Source organism: Pseudoalteromonas sp. S4492 (assembly GCF_005886115.1).
In the GTDB taxonomy this organism is placed as follows: domain Bacteria; phylum Pseudomonadota; class Gammaproteobacteria; order Enterobacterales; family Alteromonadaceae; genus Pseudoalteromonas; species Pseudoalteromonas gelatinilytica.
This window is the reverse complement of the sequence record NZ_PNCP01000036.1, coordinates 96,026-122,635: the sequence shown is the minus strand read 5'-3', so window position 1 is coordinate 122,635 and position 26,610 is coordinate 96,026. Positions and strand designations below refer to the sequence as shown.

General features: G+C 41.2%; 24 protein-coding genes. 18 read left to right on the top strand and 6 right to left on the bottom strand.

The genetic code is table 11. The annotated features are described in order from the left end of the window. Positions 1-361 precede the first annotated feature (361 nt). The 6 genes from edd (at position 362) to CWC28_RS11180 (ending at position 6,043) form a co-directional block, all read left to right on the top strand. Positions 362-2,212 (top strand): phosphogluconate dehydratase, encoded by a 1,851-nt coding sequence (gene edd, locus CWC28_RS11205; RefSeq protein ID WP_105174039.1) that lies wholly within the window; start codon positions 362-364, stop codon positions 2,210-2,212. A 34-nt stretch (positions 2,213-2,246) separates the two neighbouring features. Then, positions 2,247-2,867, top strand: coding sequence for a bifunctional 4-hydroxy-2-oxoglutarate aldolase/2-dehydro-3-deoxy-phosphogluconate aldolase (locus tag CWC28_RS11200; RefSeq protein ID WP_063705675.1), 621 nt, complete (start codon positions 2,247-2,249; stop codon positions 2,865-2,867). An 18-nt stretch (positions 2,868-2,885) separates the two neighbouring features. Beyond that, on the top strand, positions 2,886-3,890 hold the full coding sequence (gap, locus tag CWC28_RS11195; protein WP_063705673.1) for a type I glyceraldehyde-3-phosphate dehydrogenase: 1,005 nt from the start codon (positions 2,886-2,888) through the stop codon (positions 3,888-3,890). A 125-nt stretch (positions 3,891-4,015) separates the two neighbouring features. Then, on the top strand, positions 4,016-4,459 hold the full coding sequence (locus CWC28_RS11190; protein ID WP_138625161.1) for a hypothetical protein: 444 nt from the start codon (positions 4,016-4,018) through the stop codon (positions 4,457-4,459). A 38-nt stretch (positions 4,460-4,497) separates the two neighbouring features. Continuing rightward, positions 4,498-4,857 (top strand): hypothetical protein, encoded by a 360-nt coding sequence (locus CWC28_RS11185; RefSeq protein WP_138625160.1) that lies wholly within the window; start codon positions 4,498-4,500, stop codon positions 4,855-4,857. 64 nt (positions 4,858-4,921) lie between these two features. Beyond that, positions 4,922-6,043 (top strand): sterol desaturase family protein, encoded by a 1,122-nt coding sequence (locus CWC28_RS11180; RefSeq protein ID WP_062564589.1) that lies wholly within the window; start codon positions 4,922-4,924, stop codon positions 6,041-6,043. 35 nt (positions 6,044-6,078) lie between these two features. Here CWC28_RS11180 and CWC28_RS11175 read toward each other — a convergent pair whose 3' ends face one another. From CWC28_RS11175 to CWC28_RS11165, 3 genes are all read right to left on the bottom strand, one after another. Next, a complete protein-coding gene (locus CWC28_RS11175) occupies positions 6,079-7,353 on the bottom strand; it encodes a protein kinase (protein WP_138625159.1) in 1,275 nt (424 codons plus the stop codon). Positions 7,354-7,399: 46 nt separating this feature from the next. Further along, a complete protein-coding gene (locus tag CWC28_RS11170) occupies positions 7,400-8,113 on the bottom strand; it encodes a YebC/PmpR family DNA-binding transcriptional regulator (RefSeq protein ID WP_138625158.1) in 714 nt (237 codons plus the stop codon). Positions 8,114-8,187: 74 nt separating this feature from the next. Continuing rightward, positions 8,188-9,930, bottom strand: coding sequence for an ABCB family ABC transporter ATP-binding protein/permease (locus CWC28_RS11165; protein WP_138625196.1), 1,743 nt, complete (start codon positions 9,928-9,930; stop codon positions 8,188-8,190). 210 nt (positions 9,931-10,140) lie between these two features. Here CWC28_RS11165 and CWC28_RS11160 point away from each other — a divergent pair, with 210 nt between their 5' ends. From CWC28_RS11160 to CWC28_RS11120, 9 genes are all read left to right on the top strand, one after another. After that, the gene (locus CWC28_RS11160; protein WP_105174043.1) at positions 10,141-11,187 is read left to right on the top strand and encodes an NAD(P)-dependent alcohol dehydrogenase; all 1,047 of its coding nucleotides are present in this window, start codon (positions 10,141-10,143) and stop codon (positions 11,185-11,187) included. Positions 11,188-11,393: 206 nt separating this feature from the next. Beyond that, entirely contained in the window at positions 11,394-11,765 is a 372-nt protein-coding gene (locus tag CWC28_RS11155) for a hypothetical protein (protein ID WP_138625157.1), read from the top strand. 74 nt (positions 11,766-11,839) lie between these two features. Next, a complete protein-coding gene (gene secD, locus CWC28_RS11150; RefSeq protein ID WP_063705660.1) occupies positions 11,840-13,651 on the top strand; it encodes a protein translocase subunit SecD in 1,812 nt (603 codons plus the stop codon). Continuing rightward, positions 13,648-14,568 (top strand): protein translocase subunit SecF, encoded by a 921-nt coding sequence (gene secF / locus CWC28_RS11145; protein ID WP_063705657.1) that lies wholly within the window; start codon positions 13,648-13,650, stop codon positions 14,566-14,568. The genes secD and secF overlap by 4 nt, the downstream gene beginning before the upstream one ends. A gap of 76 nt (positions 14,569-14,644) precedes the next feature. Next, on the top strand, positions 14,645-15,121 hold the full coding sequence (locus CWC28_RS11140) for a GreA/GreB family elongation factor (RefSeq protein WP_138625156.1): 477 nt from the start codon (positions 14,645-14,647) through the stop codon (positions 15,119-15,121). Positions 15,122-15,362: 241 nt separating this feature from the next. After that, the gene (locus tag CWC28_RS11135; protein ID WP_063705652.1) at positions 15,363-16,757 is read left to right on the top strand and encodes a RimK family ATP-grasp domain-containing protein; all 1,395 of its coding nucleotides are present in this window, start codon (positions 15,363-15,365) and stop codon (positions 16,755-16,757) included. Next, positions 16,757-17,860: a GNAT family N-acetyltransferase/peptidase C39 family protein gene (locus tag CWC28_RS11130; RefSeq protein ID WP_063705650.1), complete on the top strand. Its 1,104-nt coding sequence runs from the start codon at positions 16,757-16,759 to the stop codon at positions 17,858-17,860. The genes CWC28_RS11135 and CWC28_RS11130 overlap by 1 nt, the downstream gene beginning before the upstream one ends. Before the next feature lie 30 nt (positions 17,861-17,890). Beyond that, the gene (locus CWC28_RS11125; RefSeq protein ID WP_063705648.1) at positions 17,891-18,385 is read left to right on the top strand and encodes an MgtC/SapB family protein; all 495 of its coding nucleotides are present in this window, start codon (positions 17,891-17,893) and stop codon (positions 18,383-18,385) included. A gap of 26 nt (positions 18,386-18,411) precedes the next feature. Further along, on the top strand, positions 18,412-18,852 hold the full coding sequence (locus tag CWC28_RS11120; RefSeq protein ID WP_105180434.1) for a GNAT family N-acetyltransferase: 441 nt from the start codon (positions 18,412-18,414) through the stop codon (positions 18,850-18,852). 10 nt (positions 18,853-18,862) lie between these two features. On the opposite strand, the gene CWC28_RS11115 is transcribed toward CWC28_RS11120, so the two are convergent. Continuing rightward, positions 18,863-20,062, bottom strand: coding sequence for a GAF domain-containing sensor histidine kinase (locus tag CWC28_RS11115; RefSeq protein ID WP_138625155.1), 1,200 nt, complete (start codon positions 20,060-20,062; stop codon positions 18,863-18,865). A gap of 119 nt (positions 20,063-20,181) precedes the next feature. Continuing rightward, positions 20,182-21,192: a GlxA family transcriptional regulator gene (locus tag CWC28_RS11110; protein ID WP_063705641.1), complete on the bottom strand. Its 1,011-nt coding sequence runs from the start codon at positions 21,190-21,192 to the stop codon at positions 20,182-20,184. A gap of 127 nt (positions 21,193-21,319) precedes the next feature. Here CWC28_RS11110 and CWC28_RS11105 point away from each other — a divergent pair, with 127 nt between their 5' ends. Further along, positions 21,320-23,218 (top strand): beta-ketoacyl synthase, encoded by a 1,899-nt coding sequence (locus CWC28_RS11105; protein ID WP_063705639.1) that lies wholly within the window; start codon positions 21,320-21,322, stop codon positions 23,216-23,218. Between the two features lie 102 nt (positions 23,219-23,320). Continuing rightward, positions 23,321-24,397, top strand: coding sequence for an energy transducer TonB (locus tag CWC28_RS11100; protein ID WP_063705637.1), 1,077 nt, complete (start codon positions 23,321-23,323; stop codon positions 24,395-24,397). Positions 24,398-24,401: 4 nt separating this feature from the next. Here CWC28_RS11100 and CWC28_RS11095 read toward each other — a convergent pair whose 3' ends face one another. Further along, the gene (locus CWC28_RS11095; RefSeq protein ID WP_063705635.1) at positions 24,402-24,818 is read right to left on the bottom strand and encodes an MgtC/SapB family protein; all 417 of its coding nucleotides are present in this window, start codon (positions 24,816-24,818) and stop codon (positions 24,402-24,404) included. A 227-nt stretch (positions 24,819-25,045) separates the two neighbouring features. On the opposite strand from CWC28_RS11095, the gene CWC28_RS11090 reads away from it, so the two are divergent. After that, entirely contained in the window at positions 25,046-26,539 is a 1,494-nt protein-coding gene (locus CWC28_RS11090) for a BCCT family transporter (RefSeq protein WP_249324966.1), read from the top strand. Positions 26,540-26,610: the final 71 nt, after the last annotated feature.

Genomic DNA, 26,610 nt, shown 5'->3' with positions numbered 1-26,610 from the left:
TAAAAATTGCATTTTTATGATCTAAGTTGCTGTTTTTAAATAAAGCTCACAATATAACCTTTCTTATGGTTACACCTTTAATCATGGTGCTTTAGATGAATTCTACTCATATTTTATTAAAATAAAACTGTTCATTATTTGGTCATTTTAAAAAATTAAACTAAATTTAACAGATAGGGTTGACACCGGTGTCACAGTCGTGAGTTAATACAGTGACACCGGTGTCAGGTTGGTTGTGAGAGACAGCCTGTCAGCGTACCTTTGAACGGGTAAATCAAAGATGCTCAGTACAATTATTTTCGTGGAGTCTGTAATTGTTACTGAGCCTTTATCCTCTAACTATAGAGATGAGTCGAATTTTATGTTGCATCCTCGTATCCAAGAAGTCACCGAACGCGTTATTGAACGTAGTAAAGAGACCCGCCAAGCTTATTTAGAGCGAATCGCGCACGCAAAAAAACAAACAAGAGTTCGTGCTGGTTTAGGCTGTGGTAATATTGCACACGTTATGGCTGCTTGTAGCAGCGATGACAAAGCTCGTTTAAAAGCAGACGAGCAACCAAATCTAGCGATTATCAATTCATATAACGACATGCTTTCTGCGCATGTGCCTTACAAAGACTATCCAGAAATCATCAAAAACCTTGCAACTAAGTATGATGCAACAGCACAAGTTGCTGGCGGCGTACCTGCAATGTGTGACGGTGTGACACAAGGCCGTGATGGTATGGAACTGTCATTGTTTTCGCGTGATGTGATCGCAATGTCTACAGCGGTTTCTTTATCGCACGACGTGTTCGATGGTGTTTTCTGTTTAGGCGTATGCGACAAGATTGTCCCTGGACTTTTAATTGGTGCCTTATCATTTGGTCACTTACCAACGTATTTCTTACCAGCAGGTCCAATGCAATCGGGTATCCCGAATAAAGAAAAAGCCCGTGTACGTCAAAAATTTGCACAAGGCTTAGTAAGTCGCGAAGAGCTTTTAGAAGCAGAAAGCGCATCGTATCACAGTGCGGGTACGTGTACTTTCTACGGTACAGCAAACTCGAATCAAATGTTAATGGAAATCATGGGTCTACATTTACCAGGTAGCTCTTTCATTAACCCTTACACAGAACTACGTGATGGTTTAACAGGTCATGCTGTAGAAACCATGTTAAAGCAGCTAATCGAAACAAAAGATGCTAACTGCCTTGCTGATGTAGTGAGTGAAAAAACAATTATTAATGGTTTAGTTGGCTTGTTATCAACAGGCGGCTCAACAAACCACGCAATCCACTTAGTGGCTATTGCGAAAGCAGCAGGTGTGATCCTAACGTGGAAAGACATGGCTGACTTATCTGAAGTTGTGCCACTTCTTACGCGTATCTATCCAAATGGCTCAGCTGATGTGAACCACTTCCAAGCAGCTGGCGGAATGGGCTTCTTAATGAAGCAACTGCTTAGCAAAGGTTACTTACACAACGACGTGAAAACGATTGTTGGTGATGGCCTAGAGGCATACACCACAGAGCCAATGCTAGATAAAGACACATCAGTGATCATGACTAACAGCACAGGTCCAAGCAAAGTTAAATGGGTTGCATGTCCTGAAAAGTCACACGATGAAGAAGTTTTACGCCCAATTGATAACCCGTTTAGCAAGCAAGGTGGTTTACAGCTTCTTACAGGTAACCTTGGTAAGGCAGTAATTAAAGTATCAGCAGTGGCTGAATCACATCAGGTTGTTTCTGCACCAGCGAAAGTATTTAGCTCACAAGGTCAGTTACAAGAAGCATATAGCCGCGGTGAATTAAACACAGACTTTATCGCTGTAATTAAAGAACAAGGTCCGAAAGCGAAAGGCATGCCTGAGCTTCACAAGTTGACGCCAGTAATGGCAACACTACAAGACCAAGGCTACAAAGTGGCGATTGTGACAGACGGTCGTATGTCGGGTGCATCAGGTAAAGTGCCTGCTGCAATCCACTTAGCACCAGAAGCGGTTGAAGGTGGTGTAATCGCTAAAATTCACGAAGGTGATTTAGTGACACTTGACGCACCAGCGGGTGTATTAAAAGTACACGTAAGCGATGACGAATTAGCAAAACGTGAATTACAACTTAGCCAACCAAGTCAAACATACGGTACAGGCCGAGAGTTATTCGCAGGTTTCAGAAATATAGTAAGTAGTGCAGACCTTGGCGCTAGCGCCTTCGGTTTAGAATAATAATACGCCGTTACTGGGCTATGAGGAACATACAATGAGCATTGAGAAAATTTTATCATCGGCACCTGTGGTACCGGTTGTTGTTATCGAAAAACTTGAAGATGCAGCACCCCTTGCACGTGCGCTTTATAACGGTGGCTTAAAAGCATTAGAAATTACTCTGCGAACACCGATTGCGGCAGAAGCAGTAAAGCTAATGAAAGAAGCTGTACCAGAAGCATACGTTGGCACAGGTACTGTTATTGATAAAGCGACATTTAATGCATCTGTTGAAGCTGGTGCTGACTTTATGGTGAGCCCAGGTGTAAACGACGAATTATTAGCACTGGCTAAAGAGTCTGATATTCCATTTTTACCAGGTGCTGCGACACCAAGTGAAGTAATGAAATTAGCAAGCCAAGGCTTTAAGTTTTTAAAGTTCTTTCCTGCAGAAGCAGCGGGTGGCACTGCAATGCTTAAATCGATTGGTGGCCCTTTACCACAAGTAACATTTTGCCCAACAGGCGGCATTAGCCTTGAAACAGCACCTAACTACCTGGCACTTAAAAACGTAATCTGTGTAGGTGGTACTTGGATGTTAGATAAACAACTTATTGAAAACAAAGACTGGCAAGCCATTGAAGCGCTTGCTCGCCAAGCAAGTGAAGTAAAATAATTAACGGGAGATATTAGAATGATTAATGTTGCAATTAATGGCTATGGACGTATCGGTCGTAACGTATTACGTGCTCTTTATGAGTCAGCTCAAAACAATGAAATCAAAATCGTTGCTATCAACGATTTAGCACCAGCAAATGTTAACGCGCATTTAACTCAATTTGACTCAGTACACGGTCAATTTTCTCAAAAAGTAACACTTGCTGAAAACACCATGCTAATTGGTAATGATGAAATTACCCTTACACAAGAGCGTGATCCAGCAAACCTTCCTTGGAAAGCATTAAACGTCGATATCGTTTTAGAATGTACTGGTTTATTCACTTCACGTGAAGCAGCGGCTAAACACATTGAAGCCGGTGCTAAAAAAGTAATCGTTTCTGCGCCTGGTACTGACATGGATGCAACAGTTGTTCATGGTGTTAACAGCGAAGTATTAAACGCTGACAGCAACATCATTTCAAACGCATCATGTACAACAAACTGTTTAGCACCGATTGCAAAAGCAATCAACGACACAGTAGGTATCGAGCAAGGTAGCATGACGACAATTCATGCTTACACAAACGATCAAAACTTATCTGACGTTTATCACCCAGACTTATACCGTGCACGTAGCGCAACTCAGTCAATGATCCCAACTAAAACAGGTGCAGCTAAAGCGGTTGGCTTAGTGCTTCCTGAACTTGCGGGTAAACTTGACGGCATGGCAGTTCGCGTTCCAACAATCAACGTTTCTTTAGTAGACTTAACGTTCGTTGCTAAGCGTGAAACAACTGCAGCAGAAATCAACGAAGTCGTTAAAGCAGCATCAGAAGGTGCAATGCAAGGTATTCTTGAATACAACGAACTACCGCTTGTTTCTATCGACTTTAACCACAATCCAGCGTCTTCAATCTTCGATTCTACCCAAACTAAAGTAGATGGTAAGCTTGTTAAAGTGATGGCTTGGTACGATAACGAGTGGGGTTTCTCAAACCGTATGTTAGACCAAGTTAAAGCGCTAGGTCAGTTCTTATAATAGAACAGTAAAAGTTTAAGCTTTATCCAACAAAGCCACGTTTATCGTGGCTTTTTTGGTTTTTACTGGAAATTGATTTGGATTCACATTACTTTATTGTGCGTAATTATTTTCAAGGAAAGATAATGAAAAAAATCTTATTAACTACTTCATTCTTTGTAACCTCGTTACTGCCTAGTTATGCTTCAGCATCAGAAGAAGCACAACAACTTGCAGTGTGTTTAACAGATTCACTAAATGGTAAAGAACGAAAGAACCTCGCTAAGTGGATTTATCTAGGTATGTCGACGCACAGTATTATTAAACCTTTCGCGAATGTAACAGAGCAAGATATAGATGACACTAATCGCTATGTTGGTGCGTTAGTTACCCGTTTATTAACCGAAGACTGTCCAAAGCAAGCTAGGGCGGCGATTGATGTCGGCGGTCAGGGAGCAATGGAAAACGCATTCGGTATTGTCGGTGAAGTTGCAATGCAAGAGTTAATGGCTGAGCCAAGTGTTGGTAATGCTTTAGGTGCGTTTGATAAATACCTTGATCAAGATAAGTTTGGTAAAGCATTTCAGTAATACATTATATAAGCCTAAATTGTTTCATAAGGATATGAATGTTCAATACAATTAAACAGTTATTCGCTAATAAGTTATATAGGTTAATTGCGCTAGTTTTACTCATTCTCATTGCTGGACCTGAGTTAATGATGGTATATGAGCTCATGGCGCTACTTGAGTTTTTAGGTCCATCGACATTTGTGCTTATTCATTTGGCTGGAATAAAGCTTTATCTTTTAAGGCTAAAAAACGCTTTTATGAACTTTGAAAAACATAGTTTGTGCAATAGGCCAAAAGCTTCACATATTATTGCAATGCCTGCGTTGATTATTCATTACCTACCTGAACGCAGTATCGTTTTGGGCTTTATTAGCTCAATATCAATTTGTTGTGTGCACATGTTCATGATGGCTTAGCGTATATTTGTTCCTAAATTCTTCTGTGTTATGCTGCAAAAAATTGATAAATGGATTTTATATCATGACACGTCTTTATCATCGGCTATTTAGGGCTGAGCAGTTTCAAGTGGGTGAAGGCAATATCAGCGGCTATATTGCTTGCTTCTTAGCGGTTTTATCCTGTTTAGGGGTATTAGCCTTTCATTTTCCTGAGTATTTAACCACCCCAGAGCTCAGGCAAAACTACAGTGTTGAGTTTTTACGCCAGCTGATGTTTGTGGCATTGATTATTTCAGGCAGTTTAGGATTGTTGAACTTTGTTCGTAATACTAATAAGCGGCTCGGTGCAACGGCTTGGGTGTTTATAGTTGTGGCTATAGCATTTGGTGGGCCTAATGTTGAGGTGGGCGACTTTAAAGATAATACGCCGTACTTGGGGCTTGATTGGTTCATTCTTGACTTACTTGGCTCCACACTGATTTTTATTCTAATTGAGAAGCTACTGCCGCACCGTAAAGAGCAAAAAATCCTCCGCTCTGAGTGGCAGGGTGATTTAAATCATTTCTTTGTTAATCACTTAATTATTGGTTTTGTGTTGCTGGCAACCAATCAGTTCGTGCATCACGCATTTGGCTGGGCTGTGTCTGATACAGTGCAGGGCTTTATTATTCAACTGCCATTTTTACTGCAGCTATTTTTAATCATTTTAGTAGCCGATTTAATGCAATATTTTGTGCATAGGGCTTATCACGAAGTGCCACTGCTTTGGCGTTTTCATGCTGTGCATCACAGTGCAAAAGAAATGGATTGGCTTGCAGGCTCTCGTCAGCATATTTTAGAAATACTCGTGACGCGCAGCTTAGTACTCACGCCTATTTTTGTGCTTGGCTTTCCATCGGATGTTATTAGCCTCTATGTCATTATTGTTGGCTTTCAGGCCGTGTTTAACCACGCAAATGTTCGGGTGAAATTTGGTTGGCTAAAGTATTTGCTGGTTACACCTCAGTTTCATCATTGGCATCATTCATCTGATAAAGCGGCCATTGACCGTAACTATGCTGCGCATTTTTCTTTTTTAGATTATCTTTTTGGCACTGCAGTGAAAGGTCAAGCAGAGTGGCCCGATAAATATGGTGTGGTTGGCGATTACATGCCTGAAGGGATGTTAAAGCAACAGGTGTTTCCGTTTAAAAAGCAAAAATAAAGCCTCACAGAGGCTTTATTAATAATGACCCTAAATCATAATCGCGAAACTAGCTCAGAAAGGCGAGGGCGTTTGTCTGAGTTGAGCACTAAGCACTCTTGAGCTATGTCAGCAAGCATCTTAGTAATGTCGTTTTGTTCACTCACTACTGTCAGTAAATCATCGATGAAATAACCAAAGGCGCGTACTTCAATGCCTTCTAATAGCTGCTGTTGATCAGGTGTCAGCATTGATAAGTCTGTTGCCGCACCAAAGTCACCAAATAATAACTCGCCCTGTGAATTGATCATGCTGTTATGGGCATAAATGTCACCATGGCTAACTTGCTTTTGATGCAAATGAGCGAGGGTACTGGCCATTTGCTTAACAACTTTTAGCACCATTTCTGGCTCGTACTGGCAGTTGTCTTCGAATGTGTCACGGGTACAAGTTGCAAGGGAGGGGGGCAAACCAAGATTCGTAAATTCTTTACTGATAAGCTCCATCACTAAACCGAGTTGTGACTCTTCATCGACATAGCCCAATGCTTTTATGAGATTTGGATGCTCACTGGCTTTTAAACAGCAATTTAGCTCATCGAGTGGATAACCATCACTGGTGATCTCGCCTTTAAATAGCTTAAGAGCAACAGGCTGTTGATGCCAATTGGCTAAGTGAATAACCCCAGATGCACCTTGGCCAACCTGCTTTTGAACATCGATTTCATTCAGTGCAATTTGGCTAAACAGCTCACAGTGTAAGCTAGTTGAGCGATTTAAATCGTTACCAGAGAAGGCAAGCCAAGCAAGCTTCGGTAAAGCTAAAAGCCAATCTTCAATTTTTGTAAGCTTATTGGCACTTAAACGTATTAGTTCAAGCTCTTTACAATTAGCCATTGAGACTGGCAAATGTGTTAACTGATTACCTGCCAGTGCGAGCTTTTTAAGCTTGCTGTACTCACCAAATGTATCTGATAAAGCGGGGATTTGATTATCAGTTAAGATTAACCATTCAATCTGCGTTGGCAAACAGTGCGCTTTAAATTCAGTAATTTGATTACCTTTAAATGCCACCATGATTAAGTTTGGGCATTGTCTTAGCACGTCTGGTATATGTTTAAACTGATTAAATGATAAAAACAGCCGTTTTAGATTTTTTAATTTGTAAAAATCGTCAGGTAAATCACTTAGCTGGTTATTAGATAAATCGAGGATTTCTAGCGTATCGGCTAGGGTATAAATTTCTTTTGGCAATTCGGTTAGTTCTGCAATAAGCTGAAGCCGGGTACAACCTTGTAAAGAACCGGCTTGTAACTCTTCGAGGGTATTCAATGTTGATTCCTTTGGGCTAAAAGGCCAACTTGGTTGGCCTTTTTAATTAAAACTGTGCGTTGTGGTAAACGTTTTGTACGTCATCACAGTCTTCTAGCATGGCTAAAAAGCGTTCCATGACTTCAACGTCTTCACCTTCAATTGGTGCTTCTACTTGCGGCACAAAGGCAATTAGATCTTCGTGGAAATCAGTAATTCCCATTTCTTCAAGTGCTGTACGGGTATTGTTGTACTCAGTGTGTGGAGCGAATACAGTCACTTTACCGTCTTCAACTTCTACATCTGTTACATCAACATCAGCCATCATTAGTGCTTCTAAAACAGCTTCGTCATCATCACCATCAAACACAAAAATAGCAAGGTGATCAAATAAGTGTGATACTGAGTTTTGCGCACCAATTTTTGCATTCGCTTTTGTAAAACAAACACGTACGTCAGCAAAGGTACGTTTGTTGTTGTCGGTTAAACAGTCAACAATAATCATACAGTTACCAGGTCCGTAACCTTCGTAGCGAGTTGCTACGTAATCTTCGCCGCCACCACCTTTGGCTTTATCGATTGCACGCTCGATTACATGCGTAGGTACTTGGTCTTTTTTAGCACGATCGATTAAGCGACGCAGCGCTAAGTTGCCATCGGGATCAACACCACCATTCTTAGCGCAGATATAAATTTCTTTTCCGTACTTTGAATAAACTTTGGTTTTTGCACCCGCAGTTTTTGCCATTGAGTCTTTTTTGTTTTGATAAGCTCTGCCCATCTGCGTGTTGCCTTTTTGTTATAGATAAAAATAAAGCGGTTATTCTAATCATTTAACCCACTAGTTAACAGTGTTTATTCATCGCTTTGCTGCAACTGCCACATTCGAGCGTATTCACCATTCGCAGCAAGTAGCTGTTGGTGCTGACCTTGCTCAACAACCCGTCCTTGTTTCATCACAATAATTTTGTCTGCGTCAGTAATTGTTGATAAACGATGTGCAATAACTAAGCTGGTGTGCCTTTGTGCGACTTCACGCATTGCGCTGAGAATGGCTTGCTCTGAATGCGAATCTAGCGCCGATGTTGCTTCATCAAATAATAAAATCGGTGAACCTTTTAAAATAGCTCTGGCTATTGCAATGCGCTGCTTTTCACCGCCTGATACTTTTAAACCGCGCTCACCAACAAGGGTTTTATCGCCTTTGTCTAGGCTTGCAATAAATCCATCTAAATGGGCAAGGCTAATGGCTTTATCAATTTCATCTTCGCTTGCCGTTGGATTTCCGTAGGCGATGTTTTCGCGAATACTGGAGTTAAATAGCACGGTATCTTGCGGTACGATGGCAATAGCTTGGCGCAAACTTTCAAGTGTCACTGTGTTGATTGCTTGCTCATCGATATAAATTTTACCTTCATCAACATCATAAAAACGGTAGAGTAGGCGGCTTAGAGTGCTTTTACCTGCGCCACTGGCACCCACAATGGCCACCTTGCTGCCAGAAGTAACCTCAAAGCTTAAGTTATTTAAAATTGGCCGTTGTTTGTCGTAACTAAAAGAGACATTTTCAAATCGAATAGCTGCTTTGGTTGCTTTTAATGGTTTTGCATCTTTGCCATCGCTAATGGCGGCTTTACGATTTAATAGCCCCAGCATGTTTTCAAGATCAGTCAGCGCACGGCGTATCTCACGATAAACAAAGCCTAAAAAGTTAAGCGGTAAAAATAGCTGGATCATGTAGGCATTGATCATCACAAGCTCACCTATGGTCAGCTCTTTATTGACCACTGAACTGGCACCTAGCCACATTAGCGCTGTAATAGCTGCGGCTATAATAAGTGCTTGCCCTGAATTAAGCGCCAGTAACGATAAACGATTTTTTAGCCTTGCTTGCTCCCATTTAGCTAAAAAGCCGTCGTAGGTGTTTGCTTCATAGTGTTCATTGTTGAAGTACTTAACGGTTTCGTAATTGAGTAAGCTGTCGATAGCACGGGTGTTTGAGTTGTTATCGGCAGCATTTGCTTCACGAATGAATCGGTTTCGCCACTGCGTTACAATCACAGTAAAAGCAATGTAAATAGCGACCGCGATTACGGTAACCAATGCAAACCACGGTGAAAATAAGGTCGCAAAAATAATCGCTACTGTGATTATTTCAAATAGGGTTGGCACGATGTTAAACATCAAAAAGCGCATTAAAAAACTGAGGCCATTTGTACCACGCTCTATATCGCGACTGATACCACCTGTTTGCCTATCAAGGTGAAAGGCAAGCTCTAAACTGTGCAAGTGCTTAAATACTTTTAAGCCGATATGGCGCATTGCGTGCTCTGTAACACGGCCAAATAATGCATCGCGTACTTCACCAAAAAACACACTGGCAAAGCGCAGTAATCCATAGGCGATCAGCAAGGCAATAGGAACGCTTAATAGCGGGTTGATACTCGCATCAACCGCGTCAATTATTTCTTTTAGTGCCCAAGGCATCAGCAATGTGGCGCCTTTTGCAGCAATAAGCGCTAAGACGGCTAAAATAACGCGGCCTTTAAAGGTCATTAAATAGGGCCAGAGTGTTTTGATGCTTTGTGATAGGTTCATTGCATCAGGCGATCTTGTCACCTGTTCTTTGCGGCTCATTCCACGCATGGGGGTCTCTTAAAATCAATTTGATAAAAATAGGCAAAAGCTTTCGTGTTTTAGGCAAGTGAACTTTGCAAATTTACCTCTATACTGAGTGAAGTATACACCAGTGCATTAGCAAATTAGTTAATTGCATGAGTTAAACACGAAGAAAATTAAGGAGTAAGCATGAAAACCGTCGGTTATGCAGCACATGATTCTGAAAAACCATTAGAGCCGTATCATTTTGAACGCCGTGCACTTCGTGATGAAGATGTATCAATTGAAATTCTGTATTGTGGCGTGTGCCATTCAGACTTACACACAGCAGAAAACGATTGGGGCTGGACTCAGTATCCTGTCGTACCAGGCCATGAAATTGTTGGCCGTGTCCTTGAAGTAGGCAGTGGCGTTACAAAATATAAAGTAGGCGATAATGTCGCTGTAGGTTGTATGGTTGATAGCTGTTTAAGCTGTGACCAGTGTCATCACGGTGAAGAGCAGTTTTGTCGCGAAGGGATGGTAGGAACCTACTCAGGACAAGACCGTATCAGTGGTGAACTCACTCAAGGTGGTTATTCAAAGCACATTGTGGTGCGTGAAGAGTTTGTATTGAGCGTGCCAAAAGGCTTAGACCTTGCTAAATGTGCACCAATTCTATGTGCGGGTATCACAACGTATTCGCCACTACGCACGTGGAATGTCGGCCCAGGTAGCCGTGTTGGTGTGATTGGGCTAGGTGGTTTAGGCCACATGGCGATTAAAATCGCAGCTGCAATGGGCGCACATGTTACGGCAATTAGCCGTAGTGATAAGAAAAAACAGCAGGTTTTATCTTATGGCGCAAAAGATTTATTGGTATCGAGTGATGAAGCAGCCATGCAAGCGCATGCTAATCAATTTGATGTGATCATTAATACCATTCCGGTAAAACACGACTTTACGCCGTATATTCCGCTTTTGGATATTGATGGTACGCAAGTATTGGTTGGTCAAGTAGGTGAGCTTGCTGAGTCTAACTCAGTGCCGTTATTAATGGGGCGTCGCCGTGTTGCTGGCTCATTAATTGGCGGTATAGCGCAAACCCAAGAGATCCTCGATTTCTGTGCGTTACATAATATTCTGCCAGAAGTCGAAATGATCAATATGGACCAAATTAATGACGCATTCGATAAATTAAAGCAAGGTGATATGGCCTCACGCTTTGTTATCGACATGTCATCATTAGAAGTTTAACTTGTTTAAAAAGTTAAACTAACTAAGCGGGTCTAGTTAGGCTCGCTTTATTTTAGTTACTTTTATTTAAGTAATACCTTGTGTTTTATTTTTTTACCCTCATTATAGCCCTGTTATCCGCTTAATTTATTGGTCAGTTCTTGTTACGGTTTTTCTCAGTCATTATCTTGCTATTTACTGTGTTCTTTAGTGCACAGAGCATGGCTATGCCTGACAATCACTCACACTATGCTGCGACTAAATTGTTCCAAGTCGAGCTGACTAAAACCCCAGTTATTTCTCAAACTCATACAGTTGAACACCCTAAACCGCTAGAACCATCGGGGTTTGATACCCTTGTGCCGCGTTTAACTGCCAGTAATTCATCATTGTTTCTTTATCATAGTCAGGTTGATCCTGATTACGAGCTATTGATTGAATTCTTTGCTGAAGATTGGGGAAAAGAGCACTTTTTAGCGCCGCCAGGTGCTGTGCGTGTGATCCCATGGTTTGCGTTAGCCACTCAACGTAAATCCCGCATTAGTGGCTGGAAAGACGCTAATCTCTTGTACAAAGCCAATACGATCTATCATAGCTAAACGACTTCTTTCGTTACTTTTTATTTTTTGGAATTAAATTTTTACCGGCTGACAATGCCGGAAGGAAGTCATGTATGTCACATAAATCTAAGCCGGCGCTATGGCGTCGTCTAAAAATGAGTTATGTCGCTATGATAGCGGCGTGTATTTTATTAGCGGTTAGCGCACTACCTAACCTTTACCCTAACAAATCTTGGTTGCACATTAGCTTGCCAGATCAAACTGTGACGCTGCAAAGTGTGACAACGTCACTAAATCAACATGGTTTTGAAGTGACTGAAGCCAATGATAGCCAAGCACAACTGGCTATTTTATTAGCTGAGCCGACTCAAAGTGCTAATGCGTTGAGCTTTATAAAAACGCAATACCCACAGCTAGAGGCTAAAATTGTTGAGCATGCGACAAGCCCACAATGGCTCCAGCAGCTGGGTCTTTCACCGATTAAATTAGGACTCGACTTAAATGGTGGCGTTTTATTTGTGCTTGATGTTGACCTAGATAAAGCAATGCAAGAGCACTTAAACAGTGTGTATCAACAAACTAAATTGACGCTTCGTAAAGACAAAATTCGTGGGATCCGGGCAAGTGAAGTAAAAGATGGGGTTGAGTTACAAATTTTACCAAGTGGTGAGGAGCAACTTGCAGGACTTGTCTCAACGTTACAAGGTCAATTCAAAGGCCTGATGCAAACTAAATCAACAACGAATAACCTAACCACGGTATTACTGCATTTTAATGAGCAAAGCCAAAACGAATTCAATAAACAAGTTATGGCGCAAAGCTTAACAACCCTGCGTGGTCGCATTGAAGAGCTTGGTATTACTGAAGCGGTAACGCAAAGACAAGGTAAGCAGCGCATTCGTATTGAGTTACCCGGTGTGCAGGACCCATCAGAAGCGAAACGTATTATTGGTGCAACTGCGACCCTTGATTTTTACCAGGTCGTCGAAGTCGGTGGTAAAGCGTTTAATGTACAAGGCGGTGGCGTTGTTAATTTAAATCCGATGGCGATTTTTTCAGGTGATCACATTAATAATGCCAGTGTTGGCAAAGATGAATGGGGCAAGCCTTTAGTTCAGCTTAGTTTAGATTCGCAAGGTGGCGATGCGATGTCTGCTTTTTCAAAGCACAACATAGGTAAACCAATGGCCACGGTGTATTCTGAATACTCGCGGGATGCGAATGGCGACGTTGTGAAAAAAAGCGAAGTGATCAATGTAGCAAACATTGCCCAGCATTTAAGTTCTCGTTTTAGCATTACTAATATGAAAAGCCCGCAAGCAGCTTACGATTTAGCGCTTTTACTACGCGCAGGGTCGCTCACAGCGCCAGTGACCATTGTTCAAGAACAAACCATAGGCCCAAGCTTAGGTAGTGAAAACATTGAACACGGTTTAGCAGCGTTAATGCTGGGTATCGGTATTACCCTTGCCTTTATGGCGCTTTGGTATCGTCGCTTAGGGCTGATTGCCAATATTGCTTTATTGCTTAATCTAACAGCTTTAGTTGGTTTAATGTCATTATTACCGGGGGTTGTGCTGACCTTACCGGGTATTGCAGGGCTTGTTCTGACGATAGGGATGGCAGTGGATACCAATGTGATTATCTTTGAGCGAATAAAAGAAGAGAAGCGTAAAGGTCGACCTACATATCAAGCGATTGAGCAAGGTTATAACCAAGCATTTACGACCATTTTTGATGCCAATGTGACTACGATGATCACGGCAATTATTTTATATGCCATTGGTTATGGGCCGGTGAAAGGCTTTGCAATCACGTTAGCACTTGGGCTATTAACCAGTGTTTTTACTGGCGTTTATATTTCGAAAGCGCTTAGCCAAACACTCTACATAAAACTAACTAATTTAACGGGGGCTAAAGCATGAGTTGGTCAACATTAACTGCACCGAGTAAAGCGCGCGTTTTAGGATTACTGCTAAGTTGTGTTTTAGTCATCGCGAGCTTAAGTGTTTTATCTGTAAAAGGGCTAAACTTTGGCCTTGATTTTACAGGTGGCTACATCACGGAAATTAACACAACGTCAGTCACGACAATTGCTGATTTAAAGGCAAAGTTAAGCCCCGAGGTTGCGAGTAAATTAGCCATCAGTAAAGCGGGTGAATATCACTTTGTTTTAAGAGAAGCACCAGAGGCTAGCAAAGCGAGTACTTGGCAAGCAGAGCTGAATGAACAAGGCGTCGACTATAGCGTATTATCTAGCTCATTTTTAGGCTCACAAGTGGGTGATGAGCTTTTTGAACAGGGCTGTTTAGCTTTATTTGCAGCGCTGATTGCAATTATGGTTTATCTTGCCGTGCGCTTTGAATGGCGACTCGCAGTAGGTTCAGTGGTTGCACTGTTACATGATTTAATCTTAGTGCTTGGTTTGTTTTCTTTGCTAGGGCTTGAGTTTAATTTAACCGTGCTGGCGAGTTTACTGGCTATTATTGGTTATTCATTAAATGACTCAATTATTGTTGGCGACAGAGTCAGAGAGCTTTTACGTATTCAGCCAGACAATCAACGCATAAATACCCATGTTGTGATTAATGATGCAATTGGCTCTACGTTAACGCGTACATTGATCACCTCAGGCACAACACTTGCGACCATTGCCTGTATTTGGCTGCTTGCAGGGGCTGCATTAACGGGTTTTGCTATCGCGTTATTTGTGGGCATTGTGGTGGGGACATTCTCATCGATTTGTATCGCCGCGACCTTGCCGCAGTTATTGGGGTTAAGTTCAGAAAATTACACCCAAACACTGGATGATAAAACCAAAGCCTATATGGAGATGCCGTAAGTCAGTTTTATAACTTACTTTCATCAGCCGCTATTTTTCCATAGAATAGCGGCTTTTCTGTTTTAACTGCTTTGATATGAATAAAACACACGTAATTGAACATTTACGCTTTGCGCTTGAGGCACAACTGCAAAACGCTAAAGAAGCGGCAAAAGCGGCCCATGATGCAGCAACTCACGAAGAAAGTGTTGCTGAAACTCAATACGATACCTTGGGTTTAGAAGCCGCTTATTTAGCGCAAGGGCAAGCTGAGCGAGTTAATGAGTGCTACCGTGATATTCAGGCATTCAATACGGTGTTTAAAGAAAGCGAATTTAATAAGGTTCGCGAAGGTGCATTAGTGTGTCTTATCGATGAGCACGATAACTCAAAGTGGTTTTTTTTAGGCCCAAGTGCAGGTGGCTTAATGGTCACCGTAAAACAGCAGCCCATTTATGTTGTAACCCGAGAAGCGCCGTTAGGTAAACAACTGATTGGTAAGCAAGTCGATGATGAAGTAACACTGACAATTGCAGGTAATAAGCAGTTTTACAGCATTGCAGAAATATGCTGACCAAGAAAATTTATTAATCAATAAATTTCATCTTAAGGTAAAAAATAACTCGTTGGTCACAAAGCTAAAAACCCTCTATAAATCACATCAAGCTTAAGGCTTATACCAATACGCGCAATTACCAATTCTCGGGTATTGGTATTTTAAGCACCCATCTAGTTAAGTGAAGTTTAGCCTCATGCGTTCACTTAATTGGTTGGGTGTTTTCATTTTTTTCATAAGACTTAATTTAGGAAAAGTCGTGTTTAAAACCTTGATTGTGGTTGATAACAATGAGCAACGTATTGCTCAAAATTTCGAAAATGTCATTACCTTTGACACCTACTTACGTGATTACCCAAAACATAATGAGCCAAAAACGCGCATTTTAAACTTGTGTGATACAGGGCAGTATTTAAGTAAAGGTTATTATTGTTCTTTGCTTGCTGAAGCGAGAAAGCATCAGGTATTACCGAGTGTAAAAACAATTAATGCGCTCCGTAGCGATGAGCACAGCACGCGTCATAAAGAGCTTGCTGGTGGCACTGTCTTTTTTGGTCACACAGATCAAGAGCAGCAAAGTAAAGCAACCAAAGCATTATTCTCACAATATCCTGCGCCTATTTTGGTGTGTGATGAGCAAGGAGTTGTGAAGCAAGGCACGATTGCATCATTAGATGACACTGGCTTTACAGAGTTTGTAAAACAACTTAGTAGCTTTACCGAGTCTGTGTGGCGCATTCACGATAAAAAACGTCGTTACCGTTGGGATATGGCTATATTGGTTGATCACCAAGAAAAAGTGCCGCCAAGTGATAAAGATGCCATTGCTAAATTTATTAAAGCAGCCGCTAAACATGGTATTTATGCTCAAGCACTGACATTTGATGAAATTACCAATATTGCACAATTTGATGCGCTATTTATTCGTCAAACAACGGCCATCGACCATCCAACCTATCGTTTAGCGAGTAAAGCACAAAGCTTAGGGTTAGTGGTGATTGATGATGCAGAGTCAATACTGCGCTGTTGTAATAAAGTGTATTTGCACGATGCCTTTAATTATCAAAAAGTGCCGAGTTTAAAAACTCACGTTGTGGCTGATACACGTGAAGAGACAATTGAAAGTTTAGAAGCAAACTTTAGCTACCCACTGGTATTAAAAATGCCAGAAGGCTCTTTCTCAAAAGGCGTATTTAAAGTTGCTACTCGTGATGAGTTAGTTGCTAAGTTAACAGAACTGTTTGAGTTTAGTGCACTTGTGCTTGCACAAGAGTACATGTACACCGAATACGACTGGCGTGTCGGGGTGTTAAATGGCCGTGCAATTTATGCGTGTCGTTATTTAATGGCGCGTAATCACTGGCAAATTTACAACCATGATGCAAAACGCTTTTTCTCAGGTGGTTTTGAAACCTTGCCAACGTTTGAGCTACCTAAAGTGGTACTTGATGCAGCATTAAAAGCCTGTAAAACGGTGGGTAAAGGTTTGTATGGTGTTGATGTTAAAGAGCATCAAGGTAAAGCATACGTGTTAGAAGTGAATGACAACCCGAGTATCGACCATAAAGTCGAAGATGCCTATTTAGGTGATGAGCTTTATATGATCATTATGGATGAGTTTAAACAACGCCTAGAAGCACGAGGCCGCGGTTAATGAACGCATCTGTTTGTCAAATCCGCTTTGCCAATGCAACGGATTTGACGGCTCTTGTTGCCATTGAAGAGCAAAGCTTTAGCCAAGATAGATTAAGTAGCCGTAGTTTAAAACGCTGGATCAGCGCAAGCCACGGCTTATTGATGGTGGCTGAGGTAGATAATCAACTGGTTGGTTATGGTTTAGTGTGGTGCCACAAAGGGACGCGCCTTGCTCGGTTATATTCACTGGCGGTTTTGCAATCTCAGCAAGGTAAAGGTATTGCTTCAAAGTTACTACTTGCGCTTGAAAATGAAACGGCTAAACGGGGCCGTTTATACATGCGTTTAGAAGTTGCGGTAAACAACCAATCAGCAATTCGTTTATATGAAAAACTGGGTTACCAGGTGTTTGGTCATTATAGTGATTATTATGATGACCATAGTGATGCCCATCGAATGCAAAAAAACATTCGTCGTAATATCGAATTTAATGCCGATAAGCACACGCCTTGGTATCAGCAAACAACCGAGTTTACCTGTGGTCCTGCGGCGCTATTAATGGCAATGTCATCCTTGAATGATACCGCAATGAGCCAACTCAAAGAGCTGGATATATGGCGTGAAGCCACGACTATCTTCATGACTTCAGGGCATGGCGGTTGCCATCCTCTAGGGTTAGCACTTGCTGCAATGAAACGTGGTTTTAAAGCTGATGTAGTTTTAAATACCCGTGATACTTTGTTTATTGACGGGGTAAGAAGCGAAAAGAAAAAAGCCATTTTGCATACCGTACACAATCAGTTTGTGGCTGAAGCAATAGCTGCAAAACTGCCTGTGAGGTATCAAGAGTTAACCTTGGCCTCCATTGAAGATTGGCTTGCTGAGGGTAAAGCGGTGGTTTTATTGATCAGCACCTATCGGTTTGATGGTAAAAAGTCACCGCACTGGGTGTGTGTAACGCATATTGATGAGCATTGCTTGTACGTGCATGACCCGTTTTGTGAAAACGAAAAACAATTGGCGATTGATTGTCAGCATGTCCCAATAGCCAAAGCTGATTTTAACAAAATGGCGAGTTTTGGTTCATCAAGACTCAGCACTGCGATGGCCTTTTATTTATAATTTTAATTGTTAGTTTGATTTGGAAGTACAGTGACTCTGAGTAGTTTATTTGATATTGCCCCTTATTCTTGGTCAGCAATTGGTAGCGCCGCATTTTGCGGCGCAATTATTGGTATGGAGCGTCAGTTACGCGGTAAGCCTGTTGGTATTCGTACCTCCGCACTCATTGTGTTAGGTACCTACTTATTTCTTGCTACTGCATTTATGTTGCATGGCGATGTGATAGACCATTCACGTGTAGTGGGCCAAATTATCACCGGTATTGGCTTTTTAGGTGCCGGAGTAATGCTTGCAAAAGATGGCGCGGTAGTTGGTGTAACATCCGCTGCAACGATCTGGGTATTAGCATCAATTGGTGTTGTCATTGCCACCGACAACTTACTAGCTGCAATAAAACTATCTGTGCTAGTAGTAGGTATTTTATATGGTGTAGATGTACTTGAAGCTAAATTTAAGAGTTTAGGTCGCGGCGTGCATGCCCGTGTAAAACGCTATTCAAAGTTGTATTATCGAAAAGAAAAGTGAAGTTAGATAATAGATTAGAGTGAGTCATGGAGCCTTGTTACACGATAAAGCCTGCTAGTTTAGACGATTTGTTACTTGTTGATAGTCAAATTCCTGAGTTTGATGGCCGAAATACCCTTAGCAAATTACAAGCACAGTGTGCAGATGTTGAGCACCTAGCTTTAGTTGCCTATATCGATAATAAGCCTGTGGCCTACAAACTGGGTTATGCGTTAGATTCAAACACCTTTTATAGTTGGCTTGGCGCGGTTGCGCCAGAATGTAGAGGGAAGGGCATTGCGCAGGCTTTACTAAACGCGCAAGAAGCATGGGTTAAAGCCCACAGCTATCGAGCTATAAAAGTTAAGTCGATGAACCGTTTTCCTGCAATGCTGAGTCTGCTTATCAAAAATGACTATGCAATAGTGGGTTATGAAGACAGAGGCTGCCCACAGACTAGCAAAATTTTATTTACAAAAGACATTTAAACTAATTTACTTACTTCGGTAAACTAATCAAAAAGTGTGCGCCGTTGTTACTTTCTTGAACACAGATTTCACCTTGTAGTTGTTGAGTAACTATCTTCTTCGCAATGCTGAGGCCAAGCCCAATACCTGATTGGTTGTTTTTACCTTTATAAAATGGGGTGAAAATGGAGTTTTGTTCACTTATGCTGATACCGGTGCCATTATCGGTGTAGTGAACTTTTAATACCTCATCAAAATCATATATATCAATTTCTATAGCAGGGTTTTCGATGTTGTTGAACGCATGCTCAATTGAGTTTTGCTGCAAAATAAAAAGTACTTGTTTTAGCAAGTCTAATTCAACTTCGAATTGGCTGTGAGGGTTTTGATAATTAATATCTAATTTGATACCACGATGTTTTATTTGTTCTTCTAAGTGTTTGTACAGTGACTCCGAAAGCTGAGCTAACGTCATGATTGTTTTACTTGATTGTGACTTGGTATAAAGCAAATCTTGTAAAATACGTATCTTGTAAGCACATGAAGTTAAGTTTCTGTCTAAGAGTTCATTGGTATTTATTAATGTTTCTAATGTGCTTTGTAAGGCTTGTTGGCTAAGGCGTTTTTTCACAAGCCGTGTTTGTGTTTCTTTGACAGCAAGTTGAGTGACATCAACTGCGGTAATGCAGTTACCAAGTGGCGTGTTGAGCTCGTGGGCAATCCCTCTAATTAGAGTAGCCAGTTCTGCAAATTGTTGTTGTTCAAACGCTTGCTTTTGTTGGTATAACAATTTGAGTTGCGTTTCAAAGCTTTGCTTTATGGTTTCGAGTAGTTTTATGACAGGCTCTGTGTATTCATGGGGTTTGCTATCAAGGATACAAATAGTGCCAAATGGTGTGGTGTCTCCAGCACATATTGGTAAACCTAAATAAGAAATCATATTAAGTTTGATATCTGGGTTTTCTTTCCAGTCCTCATCAATAAGAGCGTTGGGGATATTCAGTAAGTTCTGGGTTTTTAATACATGCTCACAGTAAAGACCTGAATCTTCTAACTCTTCATTATCACCAATTTCATAGGGGTTTGCTTGATTATCGTTTTTAGAAAAAACACTAATAATATTATTTTCTACCTTCATTACTAAGGCGACGGGTACATCGGCAAACAAGGCTAAAACTTCGAGCGTTTTATTCCAACTTTGCACTAATTCATCATAATCAAGCTGATACATTTTTTCTTACTCAAACAAATACCAATACAACTAACTAAAAGCTTAGTAATAATTTTTAATTCAGCAACTTAAATATGATTTATCTGACTTAGACTTAGAACATTTCTCGCTATTTAGAGTTAGCCAAATAGTTTTCGTCTAACGACGGTACGGTATTCACTGGGTGTTTGTGAGAGTACTTTCTTAAATACCCGAGTTAAATGGCCTTGGTCGTTATAACCTACTTCTAGGGCAACTTCTTGAATTGATAAATTTGAAGACGCTAATAACTCTTTTGCGGTTTGTACTCTAAGCTGTTGCCAATACTCAACAGGGGTTTGGCTGGTGGCTTGACGAAAGCGGCGCGTAAAGGTGCGGTAGCTTAAACTAAATTGTGCTGCAATTTCTTGCAGAGTCAGTTCGGAGGTTAAATTGTTTTTTAGCCAAAATTGAATTTGTGCGATGAGTTCATCAGGGTGTTTATCGACGGCACCCTCAAGGTAGCGCTGATCTTCATAGGGCTTACGAATTTCATGGGAGAAATTACGCTCAACATGTTGCGCCGCTTCTCGTCCGTAATATTGACTAATAATATGCACAATAACATCGGCAAGGGCATTTAAACTCGCAACTGTATACATGCGCTCAGACTGTGTGATGAAAAAGTCAGGCTTAAGCTGCACTTTAGGGTAGTCACGTTTAAATTGCTCTGCGTAATGCCAGTGAGTGGTAGCAGGGTGGCCATCCAATAACCCTGCTTCGGCAACTAAACAATTACCTGTTCCAACACCAATGATATGGCTGCCTTGCTGCCAAGAATCACCAAGCCAATTCACCAAACTTTGCTGCTTGCTCACCACAGGACGCGGGTTTCGCCAAATCCCAGGCACAATAATTAAGTCACTAGCAGGCGCTGTGACGGTTTCGCAATCGGGCATAATTGCCAGCCCAGTACGATTAGGGATCGCTTTTAGACTACTTGCCACTAAATTGATGTTGAGAGGTTTAAATTCGTTCTGCTGACGATGGCTTTTAGCAAAGGCCTCACCAGCTCTGAGCATTTCGATAGGCAAGGTTAAACTGGTTATTAGTAAATGGGGATAAACCAAAATACTAATTTCAATGGCTTTTACGTGTTGAAGTTTCGTCACTCAAATTGCTCCGACCAGTTGTTTTTGGCCTGTTGTGCAGGTTATTTGGCTATTTAAGCATAAAGTGTGTTAATTAATCCATTTAAACTTGGCTTAATTCTCATAACACGTTTTCTCAAGGTTTTTTATGACAGCATTACCCGTTATTGTCGGTATGGGTGGTATTAATGCCGCAGGCCGCACTTCTTTTCATCAAGGTTATCGTCGTATCGTGTTAGACAGCTTAGACGCTAAAGCCCGTCAGGAGACATTTTTAGGCTTAGCGACATTAATGAACTTAGTCACTCTTACTGAAGGTGTACTCAAAGATGCTGACGGCAATAGCATTGCTGAATCAGACATCGAAGCTAAGTTCGGTGAACAAATATTAGCTGGCACACTTATTCGTAAAATTGAAAAAAATCACTTCGATGTGGATGCAACGCCATGGCAGCAAAAAATGACGTTAACAGCGTCAGATGAACAGCAGATTGTTTTTGAAACGCGCCGCCGTGATTTACCAACCCCGGTACCAAGTGCTTGGCAGGTTGAAGAGTTAAGCGATAAAAAAGTGAAAGTCACAATTACTGCTGATCTTGCTATTAAACATGACAGTACCCGTGATAATCCAATTAAAGCGGCAGGTCAATTACCAACAGGTTTTGAACCTTCGGCTATGTATAACAGCCGTTATCAACCAAGAGGCCTGCAAGCGACTATTTTTGCCGCAACTGATGCAATTCGTTCGACAGGTCTGCCATGGCAGCAGGTAATGAACAGCGTTGAGCCTGATCAAATTGGCACTTATTCAGCTTCAGTTGCGGGTCAAGTTGATGATGAAGGCTTTGGTGGACTTATTCGTGCGCGTCAGCAGGGCGACCGTGTGAGCACAAAGCAACTTGCACTTGGCTTAAACACCATGTCGACTGACTTTATCAATGCCTATGTAACAGGTAATGTGGGTACAACCTTTACCACATCAGGGGCATGTGCCACGTTTTTATATAACCTGCGTGCAGCAGTAAACGATATTCAAGCGGGTCGTACTCGAGTGGCTATTGTGGCGTCTGTTGAGTGTGCAATTACACCTGAAATCGTTGAAGGCTTTGGCAATATGAGCGCACTTGCGAATGAAGAGGGTTTAAAGCGTCTTGATAATTCAGATGTAGTTGATCATCGCCGTACCAGCCGTCCATTTGGAGAAAACTGTGGTTTTACAATTGGTGAAGGTGCCCAGGTTGCTATTTTAATGGATGATGCATTGGCATTAGAGTTAGGTGCAGATGTGTTAGGCAGCGTTGCAGATGTGTTCGTTAATGCCGATGGTATTAAAAAATCAATTACAGCACCGGGCCCTGGTAACTACATTACGATGGCAAAATCTGTTGCACTAGCCAGCAGTATTGTTGGTCAAGAGGCGGTACAAAAGCGTAGCTTTATTTTGGCACACGGCTCAAGTACACCGCAAAACCGCGTAACAGAATCACTGATCTATCATAAAGTGGCAGAGACATTTGCAATTGATAATTGGAAGGTTGCTGCGCCTAAAGCGTATGTTGGCCATACCATTGCGCCTGCCAGTGGTGATCAATTGGCTATGGCATTAGGTGTATTTAGCCACAACATTATGCCGGGTATTACGACAATCGATAAAGTAGCAGATGATGTGTACAGCCAACATTTAGATATTCGTACAGAACATTATCAATGTGATGCAATGGACATTGCATTCATTAACTCCAAAGGGTTTGGCGGTAACAATGCTACAGCGACTGTGTTATCACCGGCAATTACATTGAAGATGCTCGCAAAGCGGCATGGTGATGAGGTTATGGCGCAATATCAAGACCGTCACACTCAGGTAGCCCAAGCGCAAGCTGACTACCAACATCAGGCTGATTTAGGTCATTATGAACTTATTTATCGCTTTGGTGATGGCTTAATTGACGAAAATGACATTGAAATTAGTGAAGATTCAATGACAATTCCAGGTTTTGATAAAAAAGTTTTATTATCAAAATCAAACCCTTATCAGGATATGTTTTAAGATCAAGGCATGTTTAAGCACATTCTTGATTGCAAGGCGCTTTTAAAGCGCCTTTTTTAGTGCTATAAATGTTCCTATCAAAGGGAATTGGAGCAATTACTCATGATTAAATTAACTAAACTCGCTGTACTTTGTTCACTTATCGCATTACCTACTCAGTCTTTAGCTCGAGATGTCAATGACTTAGGCGTTGATGTTCAAGCTGCTACCTCTGCCTATATCGTTAAAAATACAAACCCCCGTTATCCCGGTAGTTACAATGGCTCTCGCTTAGAAGGCTGGGCATTAATGTCTTATGTGGTTGATACGCAAGGTAAGGCAAAAGACATTGAAGTGATCATGGCATCTGATACTCGCGGTAGCGAAGAAAACGCAGAGAAATATTTAACAAACTTAGAGTTTGCCCCCGCGACAAAAGAAGGCAAAACAGTTGAAGGTGGTTACCTGTTTTCATTTGAAGTAGGTAAGTATTTTAACGGGTACTCTAATGATAAAGCGAGCCGTGGTTTTATTAATGAATACGATGAAATCAATAAAATGCTACAAGCGAAAGAGTTTAAAAAAGCTGAATTAGCATTGGCTGAGTTATATAAAGATCATACTAAAAACACCTCTGAGCAGGCATTATTTGCTTGGTTGAAAAGCCAATATTATTACCATCAACAACAATGGTTTGGCTTTGACGAACAGTTATCTGTTGCCTATTTACTGCGAGCAAAACTGCCAACTGATATACAGTATTTAGTCGCTAAAAGTGCTCTACAATGGTACAGCTTTAAGGGCGATTTTAACCTTGCTTACAATGCAATTTATGCATTGGATAATATTGAAGGAAAAGCGTTTTCAGAAGAAAACAAACTTGCCACCATCAAGCAAATTGATGACTTATTAGCCCGTACACCGCAGATTAACTCACAAATCAATGTTTCAAAAGATAAGCTGTCTTATTTATCTTTATCTCGCGGTTCAATCAAAATTGAAGGCGCGAGCGATGTCTCTAAATTGCAGATCCGCTGTGCTGATCAAGTCGTTGATCTTGAAGCAAGTGAGTCAGTTAACTACGTTATTGATGAGCAAAGCAGACGCTGCGGTTTATTAGTTAAATCTGCAAACCCAGCTGAGATTAAAGTTAAACAAACTGGTTATGCTATCGTTAACTCAAAATTTGACGCTAGTTAATTGCTTACTTTAAGCGTTTTACATACTTAAGCGTTACGAAATTAATCAGTGCCATTAGAAAGGCGATTTCGTAACGACTAAATGCCACAGCAATGCCGATGAGTCCCATGTTCCAAATACTGGCTGCTGTGGCTGTTCCATACGTTGAATTCTTATTCTTCAAAATGGCGCCACCGCCAATAAAACCAATACCCGTGATAATCCCTTCGAGCACTTTTGATTCGGCTTCAGAGCTTGTCAAAACAGACATGCCCACTAATGCATAACCACATGATGCAACGGCAACTAAAGGAAATGTTCGAAGACCTGCACCATTACTGGTTTTTTCTCGATCAAATGCCATAGGGAGGGCAAGTAAGTAGGCAATTCCTAAATGAATTAAGTTATCGAGTATTTCATGCCAATCGAGATTAAAGTCCATGTTTTGATCCTTGCTATCTAGATTGTGATTGCGTTGCAATTTCAATACCCGATCAACAAATTGAATAAAATGAGGAAACTAGGGACATGTAGCCGGGTTTAAAAAAGGAGGGCTTGGTATAATTTGCGATTTTTACGCAGTGCTATGTCATTTTTTCAGCCTTTTGGCTGTTTGAATTTCAGCCATGCTAACAGTATGCTAAACACGCTGACTAAATAGGCTTCACATTGAAACATTCCATCTCCTCTCTTGAAAAGACCGCGCTTGCACTGTGTATGTTTGGTGCACTGATAGCTGTTATTTTACCTAGTGTTATCACTGAGCAAGTACAGCCGTTTGTACAAATGATTTTAAAATGGACAGGGAGCAGTTTTTTCTTATTGGTGAATTTTTTATTGTTTGCCATCATTATTTTAGCCATTAGCCCACTCGGAAGTCGTAAAGTGGGGGGCGAGCAGGCTGTGGTCGAGTATTCTAATTTTGGCTGGTTTGCTATGTTGTTTGCAGCGGGAATGGGATCTGGCTTGGTTTTTTGGGGCGTAGCAGAGCCAGCATTACATTCTCTCGACCCTCCACTTAAACAAAGCTTATACCCAGACCGACTAGCCAGTAGTCTCGCTTTAACCTTGGTTAATTGGGGCGCCCATGCATGGGGACTTTATGCGGTGTTTGCGTTAGTGCTTGGTGGATTAACGCAATACAGTGGTAAGTCAGGTGATATTTGTGCACCTGTTTTAACTGCTCTTGGTAATCAGATAGATAAGTCTGCAAAATTTACAGTGTCATTTGTTGTGAAATTAATTGCGGTAATCGCTATTTTTTTTGGTGTCGTCGGCACCATAGCAAACTCGACTTTACTGATCAGTAAAGGTGTAGAAATCGAGTTGGGGGTTACTTCAACATTATTAGTGGGTTCATTAATCGTTTGTTTGTTAGCCGTTATTTATTCGCTGTCGGTTAAATTTGGATTACGACGCGGGGTACAGTCACTGAGTATATTCAATGTGGTCTTGGCCTTTGCTTTACTAACCTGGTTATTAACTGTTGTGCCGATTGCGCCCATTATTAAAATTGCATTAGATGGAACTGGGTACTATTTACAGTTACTTGCGACCGGCACTTGGCAATTTGATAGCCAATTAAAAACGCCTGACTGGGCCATTCATTGGACATATAACTATTACTTTTGGTGGTTAGCGTGGGGGCCATTTGTTGGTGTGTTCCTGGCTAAAATTAGTCAGGGGCGCAAGGTTTGGCAATTTATTTTGGCGGTTGTGTGTATTCCAACTTTAGTCACTATTGTTTGGTTTTCGGCCTTTTCTGGTGCAGCAATTGAATGGGATAGACTCAATCAAGCGGGCATTTTAGTCGCAATAAAACAGGATTATAGCCAAGGCTTGTTTGTATTTTTTAATCAATTAGACTGGCAAGGAACCGTGTTTATTTGGGCAAGTTTGTTATTACTATTGATATTTGTTGCTACATCCGCTGACTCTGCAATTTTGGTCATAAGAGAGCTGGTTGGCTCTGAGCAAAATAACCGTGTGACACTCTACGCATGGTGTTTAGCATTATTCATATGCAGCTTTGCATTATTACTGTTACAAGATGAGCCGTTAAATCGTAGCGTCGCAATTTTAGGCGCTTTGCCTTTTTTATTAATATTCCTTTTACAATTAGTCGGATTTCTAAAAGAGTTTATTCGCGATATTTGTGATTAATCTACAGTTTTTTACAGTTAAATTACGCGTTTGTTATTATGCTTACAAAATAAGCTTAAGTGTATTGGAGG